Here is a 6,911-nt window from a genome sequence, read left to right as displayed (position 1 = left end):
AGTACTGATGTTAAAGCTACGGATGTTACCAATGCCGATGAAATTACATATTTACCTATATTACTACCTGATTTGAACATTAAAAATCCTCCTACTTTATAATCAAACGCACTCAAATATAATTTCTCTAGTCGCTTTTCGTATAATTATGTATTACGATATGCTACTGTAATTATTAATTATTTTGATGCATCAATTTAACACTACACATTGTAGTGTTAAATTGATGCATCAGTCAATAAATATTGAAAAAATGATATAAAAGAACTAAAAATAGGATTCTTCGAGATTATCTAAGTAATATAAAAAGAGTGATTATATTCGATAAGCACTCTCTAGAAATATACATAAATATATTTTTTAAAACTATTAAGAAGGTAAATCTCTCTCTTCCGGAGAATTAGGGTTCTGGTGCAAAGATTGCATTTATATACCTCTTTCAAATAAATGCAATCTTTGCACCAGAACCGTATTTCTTGCTTTAGTAATGACAGTGGTAAGTTTTAGTTTACCTTTCGCAGAAATATATGACAGTGACTTTTTCGATGTTATGACTTTTTGGGTGGTTGTACTGGCTTTATTCATAAAAGAGATTAATATATAAATAGCCTTCTTTTATGCATTCATTTGTCCTTTTAATAAGTTAAAAAGCCTGTTAAATCACCGGTGTATAAAACACTGTATAAAAAAGAAAAACAAAAAGTGAACGATCCCTTGATACTCAAGGAATCGTTTTTTTCGTGTGTACCGGAAAGAGGTATTATGTAAAGTAGAAATAGAGCTCACTTTTCTTCCTTATAAAAACGTTCTCCCGTATGATGATTGTAGTATACGCGCAATTTTTTATTTGTTGTTGGGTCAAGCGTAACTTCATCTGTGCGAATAAATCCATTCGGTATATCCTGTCCATGTCGGTTTCGAAAGCGTTTATCCCAAATGAGCCATGATAGTAGGGCTAAAATCAAGATACCAACACTTATCAATACATAATAAATAATGATTATATTCACCATTATTACATCTCTTCTACAATAACTGCGGTCCCGTATGCCACAATTTCACTCATGTTGTTTCCAATTTCACCAGAATCAAAGCGCATCATAATTATTGCATTGGCACCCATCACTTGGGCATTTTTCACCATACGGTCTAACGCATGCTTCCTTGCGTCCTCAAGCATTTCTGTATATTGACTAATTTCGCCACCAATGAGTCCCTTTAACCCAGCAAGAATATCATTTCCAATCCCTCTTGCTCGTACAGTTAATCCAAACACAGGACCCTTTACTTCTACTGTTTTATAGTTTGGCACATTTTCTGTTGTAACAATAATCATTAACCATTTCTCCTTTTATTTATGATATTAACAAGATATTTAAAATGAATGAGTTACATAGCAACCCTCAATTATTGTTTATTTGTATGTGTTTTTCACTCCCCCTCTATTGTACAGTTTTTTATATATTGCCGATTCACATGTGCTTTCAAGGTGTGTAGATTTCATCTCTTTGCACAAAATTGGCCTTCTTATACAAGGTCTAACTTATTTATTCTACTTCTAAATTAAAGACATTCACTAACTGAAACATTTACTAACCTAATTTTTTTGTGTTAAAATAGATTTATGCAAAAGTCCAACGTTGCATAACACATAAGAATATACATCTTAACCTTTTTCTAAGAAAAGTCCTATTGTCAGTGTTCAAAACTGCTTTGGGGCTTTTCTTTTCTATAAAATCATTAGTCTTCATTTGTTTTTTATGCTTTTTAAAAATTTCAGTATTAAAACCAAACAAAATTTGACAAAATAAAAACCTTAATCCTATTCTATACTTAATAATAAACTCAAGGAGTTATAACATAAATGGATACCATGCAACGTTTTGTAGAGTTAGTTTTAAAGTTTGAACAATCCTTAAATAGAAAGCTAACTAATCAAGAAAAGGAATTTCTAATGTGGGTTGTAAAAAAGGAAAAACAGATAGAAGCGTAATCTGAATTAATTACTCCTATCTGTTTTAGGAACGAAGGGTAGACCCCTTCTTTTCAATTCTTCTTCCAGAATAAGAATGAAATCTTTATCTAGCTTTAATTCAATTGCTTTAAAGTACGATGCTAACAATGTTTGATCATTTAATTTCTCCATACTTCTCCTCACTTGTTTTTTTAAGCAACATCTTTAAATATATAACAAGTTGAATTTGATGTTAAGTATTTAAAAAATATCTATATCTTGTTTTTGGCTTATATAGTTTGCAGAACCCTAGCAAAAACGAGCTCTTATCTTCAAGAGCTCACTCACCTTTACGCAGTTATCGTTTATGCACCATCTTCCCTTTTGATAACTCAACACTTTAGTTAGAATTATAAGTGAGTAAATATAATGAACTTTTAGCTCTTCTCAACTTACTGTTATAGAAACTGATATCTCTATAGAGTTCTCACTTAATATATTGTTTATTTTATCTAGAAAAGAAAAAACACTGTCCCTATAACCTGTTTAACAATTTGTTGCTCTTCCATTGCCATCATATTCTGTTAGATTAATCAATATTATCTTTATGATAAATCAAAAGAACCCATAAAAAAAGAAACACCTATGTACTAGATGTTTTCCACCTTTAAACATCATTGCTTACAGTAACTTTCTTCTTTTATTCCGTGTTTGTCAGGATGATTCCTGTAAATAAAGGTATTTCATTCGATGCCTCATCTTTTTCTTAATTCGGCAAAGTGCATTATCTACTGTTTTGTGGGAAAGATCTAGTTTTTTAGAGATTTGCATATATGTTTGTCCATTCATGTATAGGGCAAATACGTTTTGTTCGGTGACTGATAATATTTCTTGCAAGATTTGTTCTCTCTCTCTTTTATTCTCACTTTCTACAGCCGCCTTTTCCGGACATACTGTTTGTGGATGAGGAAGTATCTCCATAAGGGTTATGTCATCTTCTGCTCGTTTTGAATTTCTAGATATGTTTAAAGAAAGAGCATTATTTAAAGGTGAGTGTTTTTGACGATTCCCTGCCTTTATAGCTGTAATAAGTTGACGTGTTATGCATAGCTCCGCAAAGCCTCTAAATGAACTTTTCCCTTCTATTCTAAAATCTCGCGCTGCTTTATATAATCCTAACTTTGCCTCCTGTAAGAGATCTTCTCGATCTCCTCCTAATAAGAAGTATACTTTTACCTTCGAACAGACTAAATACTCATATTTCTTTACTAATAGGTTGAAAGCAACCTCGTCGCCCAGTTGAAACGCTTGAACACTCTCTTCATCACTTAAAATTGTCTTTTCTTCTCTTGGTTTTACGTTGGCTAATATGTTCATTTGCGTTCCTCCTCTTGTCTTATGCTTTCTATGCACTTTATATTATAAAAAAGAGAAGGTATAAAAAATGTCGAAAAAGCAAAGAGTAAAAAGAATATTCAGATAGAAAGAAAAGAGAGACTATACAAAACCTCATATGTGTCTTTATTTTATATATACACTAATAGATGCCAAATTAGTTAACAGAATCAATGTGGTTTATGTTATTTACAAGCTTTGTTTACTCTACTGATCCGAGTTCCAATTACAACTGTAGCATCTAGTTCGACACAATGTGTTACTTTGGGAATTAGTCCATTTTGAGCAAGTATCTCAGCCGTTTGAAAGGCCTGTTTCTGGCTAGTCTCGACAAGTAAATAACCACGGGGCGCCAGCCATATTAGTGCTTCAGAAGCTACCCGTTTCTGGACATCTAGACCTTCCATCCCTCCATCGAGTGCTACCCTTTTCTCATATTTACGTGCCTCCTGAGGTAACAACTCAATTGAATCCGTAGGCACGTAGGGGGCGTTTGCAACCAAGACATCGACACGGTTATGTAATGCAGATGGAAGGGGATGGTAGAGGTCACCTTCATACACATTCCCCCCAAAGAAAGTAGTATTTTGACGTGCACACTTTACTGAAGTTGGGTCGATGTCGGTTGCATACAGCTCAATGGGGCCTATGACTTTGGCCAGCGCGGCTCCAACTGCACCCGTACCACAACACAAGTCAACTATGATGGATCCTGGAGTAGCAAGAAAAGCTGCCTGTTTAACAAGAAACTCGGTGCGCGGGCGTGGTATAAAGACTCCCTGTTCCACTTCTATTCGAATACCGCAGAAATCTGCCCAACCAATAATATGTTCGAGGGGAAGACCAGTTACTCGCTGTTCCACCATGTCGGTGAGTTTGTCCAATGTCTGAGCCTCTGAAATAAGTAACCGGGCCTCATTCTCTGCAAAAACACAACCGGCAGTTCTAAGCTTCTTTATTATAATTTCCTCTGTTTTCTTGTCTATATAATTATGAATTTGTTTCTCCATTCATTTCACCATTCCAAATATCTTATTGAAGTTATATTCATTGATAACTAGTTCCTTGAAATTTAGAGGAGTCCTTCTTCAAGTGTCCTTTAATTGCATAAGCAAGGTGTATATCATATAGTTAGTGAGGGTATTCTTAAGAGTACCTTCCTACCGTAACTAGTAAAGAGTATCGCGTATAATGGAAGCTGCCGAAACTTAAAAGCCCATATTCTCTTAACTATAAGCCATGAAATCTAGCAATAAAGTTCATTAAATTAAGTTTTTGGCAATGTATGACTAAGCTCTTTACCAATAAGATTGGCTGAAACCGGTTTTTTTCCTATTTCCCTAGCCCATACTGATAATTGTCCAATATGGTGTATCTCGTGAGCAATCATATGACGCATAACTTCTCCCCAAGTATCAGTTACTATACTTCCATCTGGTTGTGGATCATAAAGAATATTATTTTCTTTTTCTACATTCCAAGATCTAACAAATTCTCTTACCTCAAGCTGAAAGTTTGTATCTAGCTGCCGAACTTTTTCTAAGCTTTGATATTCCTCAAAAATCTCTTGGAAATCATCTTTTCCCTGAAGAATACGAACCCAACTCCACTCTACATCAACAATGTGAAAGAGAGTATGTAGTATTCCTCCTACCCCTCCTGTTCGCTCCCTAAGTAATTCCTCTAGTGGAATATTTTCACACCATTGATACCACTCTTCTCTAACCAACCAGTTATAATGGAACATAGTTTGCAAATTAATTCCTCCCTTTATTGTATTTTTTACTTTGACTCTTTTTTAATGAGGTATTAATTAGTTCGACAAATATTTATAGATACCTATTTCATAGGAGTAAGAAAAAGTAATAAGTAAAGTCGTATAGGCTGTTTTGTTCCTAACTGTATTATGTTAACTAAAGATGTATAAGATATGCAGCTTAAAAACAGAAAAACCACTGGCTTATATCAGTGGTTTTCTGCGATGCATGTTGTCAACTCTATAAACCATGAGGATTTCCAAATGGATGCTTCACAGCGTCTTGAGTAGTTTGCTTAAGGTGCATAATAGTATGTATTTTTAATTATAATTATTGAACTTTTTAGTTATTCGTCTTTCTAGATCTTCTAAAGTGTTTCGTAACCAAAGAGTTTGGGCAAATGCTGCTATCATAGATATAAAACCCATAATTAAAATAAAGCTTAGCTTATTATTTATTTTTCGATACATATTAGGTTGAAGCCACCTTTACTGTTTTACATAGTATTCTCCTCCAAATCTTTTTTATTATAAAGATTCCTCGAAAATCTATTATGGTAACTAAACATATATATCATATTCATTAAAAAAATAAATGGTCCACTAATGAATTTATGGGCTATTTACATATGTATTATCTTCTTCAACAAACCGAACAGATTAGTTTAAAAAGCATTTGGTATTAACTAACCATAAATGCATATTTTCTTTCAAAAAAAGAAATTCTAAATAAAAAGAAATAAAAGGAAGTTTAAATATGTCAATGAAAAATAAGTGGTTATTTAATATTGCCATGGTATTATTCTCTTGGGTATCAATATCTTTTTTGGACCGGCGTAGTATAAAAAGATTTTTCCCGGCTTTTATTTTTGTGTTTTTAATAAATTGTATTGATGTTCCTGTTGGAAAGAAACTTAGATGGTGGTCTTTTTATAACAAACCACATTCCTTTATTTATAATGAATTTCCTTTTTTAATAGGTCCAATGCTGGCGGTGGCTTTATGGTCATTAAAATGGACATACGGAAATTTTAAAAAGTTTATTACTCTAAATGCTCTTTTTCAATTATTTTTTGCATTTTTAGCTAAAACTTTATTTGTAAAAATAAAATTATTTAAATTAGTTCGATTTAATGCATTTCAATTCTTTCTTTACTTCTTTTACAAGGCCTTTCTCCTGTATGGATTTCAATACATTTTTGAAAGTAAAAGAAGATGAACATAATTCACTAAAGGTTAGAAATATATATTTATTCTAGTCAAAAAGGGACGAAAAAATTTAGATTCAAAATTAGTTGTAGGACATAAACTATCATATGAATATCAAAAATCTTGTTGAACTAACAAAGGTATTAGTTCAACAAGAATCGCCTATTTAATTTCAGATAACTGTGATTATGTTAACTATCTTTGTATATCATGTGTAATAGATTACCTAGAATATATAAGCTTAAATCATGTAAATTTGTAACTTTCATGGGATTTATTCGTATATATTATGGGAGGCGGTATTGTGAGCGTAACAAGTATTAACTGGGGAGATATTGCTTGGCAGATTTTTAACCTGGTAGTTTTATTTGGAATTGGAGTTTTTATTTTTAATTTTATAAAGAAATTAAAGAAGAATTAACAACAGAACCTTCTAGAAATGGTCTAGAAGGTTCTGTTAGTTCCTAGAAGGTACATTATGGTAACTAACTATAGCATACATCCTGAACTGATACATAATCTCTGATAAAATGTAATTATAAGGAAAATAACGAGAGTGGAGTTAACGAAAATGAAAAAAAGACTTAAAAGGGCGGA

Annotated in this window: 8 protein-coding genes; 2 read left to right on the top strand and 6 right to left on the bottom strand. The window is 32.6% G+C overall.

Translation table 11 applies throughout. The annotated features are described in order from the left end of the window. Window positions 1-782: 782 nt before the first annotated feature. Together LAV82_RS28730 and LAV82_RS28725 are read right to left on the bottom strand one after the other, a co-directional pair. Window positions 783-1,013 carry a hypothetical protein gene (locus tag LAV82_RS28730; RefSeq protein ID WP_213018324.1) on the bottom strand — a complete coding sequence of 77 codons (231 nt, stop codon included), beginning with the start codon at window positions 1,011-1,013 and terminating at the stop codon, window positions 783-785. A gap of 2 nt (window positions 1,014-1,015) precedes the next feature. Further along, the gene (locus LAV82_RS28725; RefSeq protein ID WP_074892878.1) at window positions 1,016-1,336 is read right to left on the bottom strand and encodes a YbjQ family protein; all 321 of its coding nucleotides are present in this window, start codon (window positions 1,334-1,336) and stop codon (window positions 1,016-1,018) included. Window positions 1,337-1,864: 528 nt separating this feature from the next. Here LAV82_RS28725 and LAV82_RS28720 point away from each other — a divergent pair. Beyond that, the gene (locus tag LAV82_RS28720; protein ID WP_255286331.1) at window positions 1,865-1,993 is read left to right on the top strand and encodes a hypothetical protein; all 129 of its coding nucleotides are present in this window, start codon (window positions 1,865-1,867) and stop codon (window positions 1,991-1,993) included. A 6-nt stretch (window positions 1,994-1,999) separates the two neighbouring features. Here LAV82_RS28720 and LAV82_RS28715 read toward each other — a convergent pair whose 3' ends face one another. From LAV82_RS28715 to LAV82_RS28700, 4 genes are all read right to left on the bottom strand, one after another. Further along, window positions 2,000-2,146, bottom strand: a complete 147-nt coding sequence (locus LAV82_RS28715; RefSeq protein ID WP_029321131.1) for a sporulation histidine kinase inhibitor Sda — start codon at window positions 2,144-2,146, stop codon at window positions 2,000-2,002. A 522-nt stretch (window positions 2,147-2,668) separates the two neighbouring features. After that, the gene (locus LAV82_RS28710; protein WP_098548749.1) at window positions 2,669-3,331 is read right to left on the bottom strand and encodes a sigma-70 family RNA polymerase sigma factor; all 663 of its coding nucleotides are present in this window, start codon (window positions 3,329-3,331) and stop codon (window positions 2,669-2,671) included. A gap of 203 nt (window positions 3,332-3,534) precedes the next feature. Beyond that, the gene (locus LAV82_RS28705; RefSeq protein WP_213018323.1) at window positions 3,535-4,359 is read right to left on the bottom strand and encodes a putative protein N(5)-glutamine methyltransferase; all 825 of its coding nucleotides are present in this window, start codon (window positions 4,357-4,359) and stop codon (window positions 3,535-3,537) included. A 257-nt stretch (window positions 4,360-4,616) separates the two neighbouring features. Further along, on the bottom strand, window positions 4,617-5,105 hold the full coding sequence (locus tag LAV82_RS28700) for a DinB family protein (protein ID WP_211079476.1): 489 nt from the start codon (window positions 5,103-5,105) through the stop codon (window positions 4,617-4,619). A 757-nt stretch (window positions 5,106-5,862) separates the two neighbouring features. Here LAV82_RS28700 and LAV82_RS28695 point away from each other — a divergent pair. Beyond that, on the top strand, window positions 5,863-6,324 hold the full coding sequence (locus tag LAV82_RS28695; protein ID WP_211079475.1) for a hypothetical protein: 462 nt from the start codon (window positions 5,863-5,865) through the stop codon (window positions 6,322-6,324). The last annotated feature ends 587 nt before the right edge of the window (window positions 6,325-6,911 follow it).

It is taken from the genome of Bacillus sp. ILBB4, assembly GCF_035064545.1.
In the GTDB taxonomy this organism is placed as follows: domain Bacteria; phylum Bacillota; class Bacilli; order Bacillales; family Bacillaceae_H; genus Priestia.
This window is presented reverse-complemented; position numbering and strand designations above follow the sequence as displayed.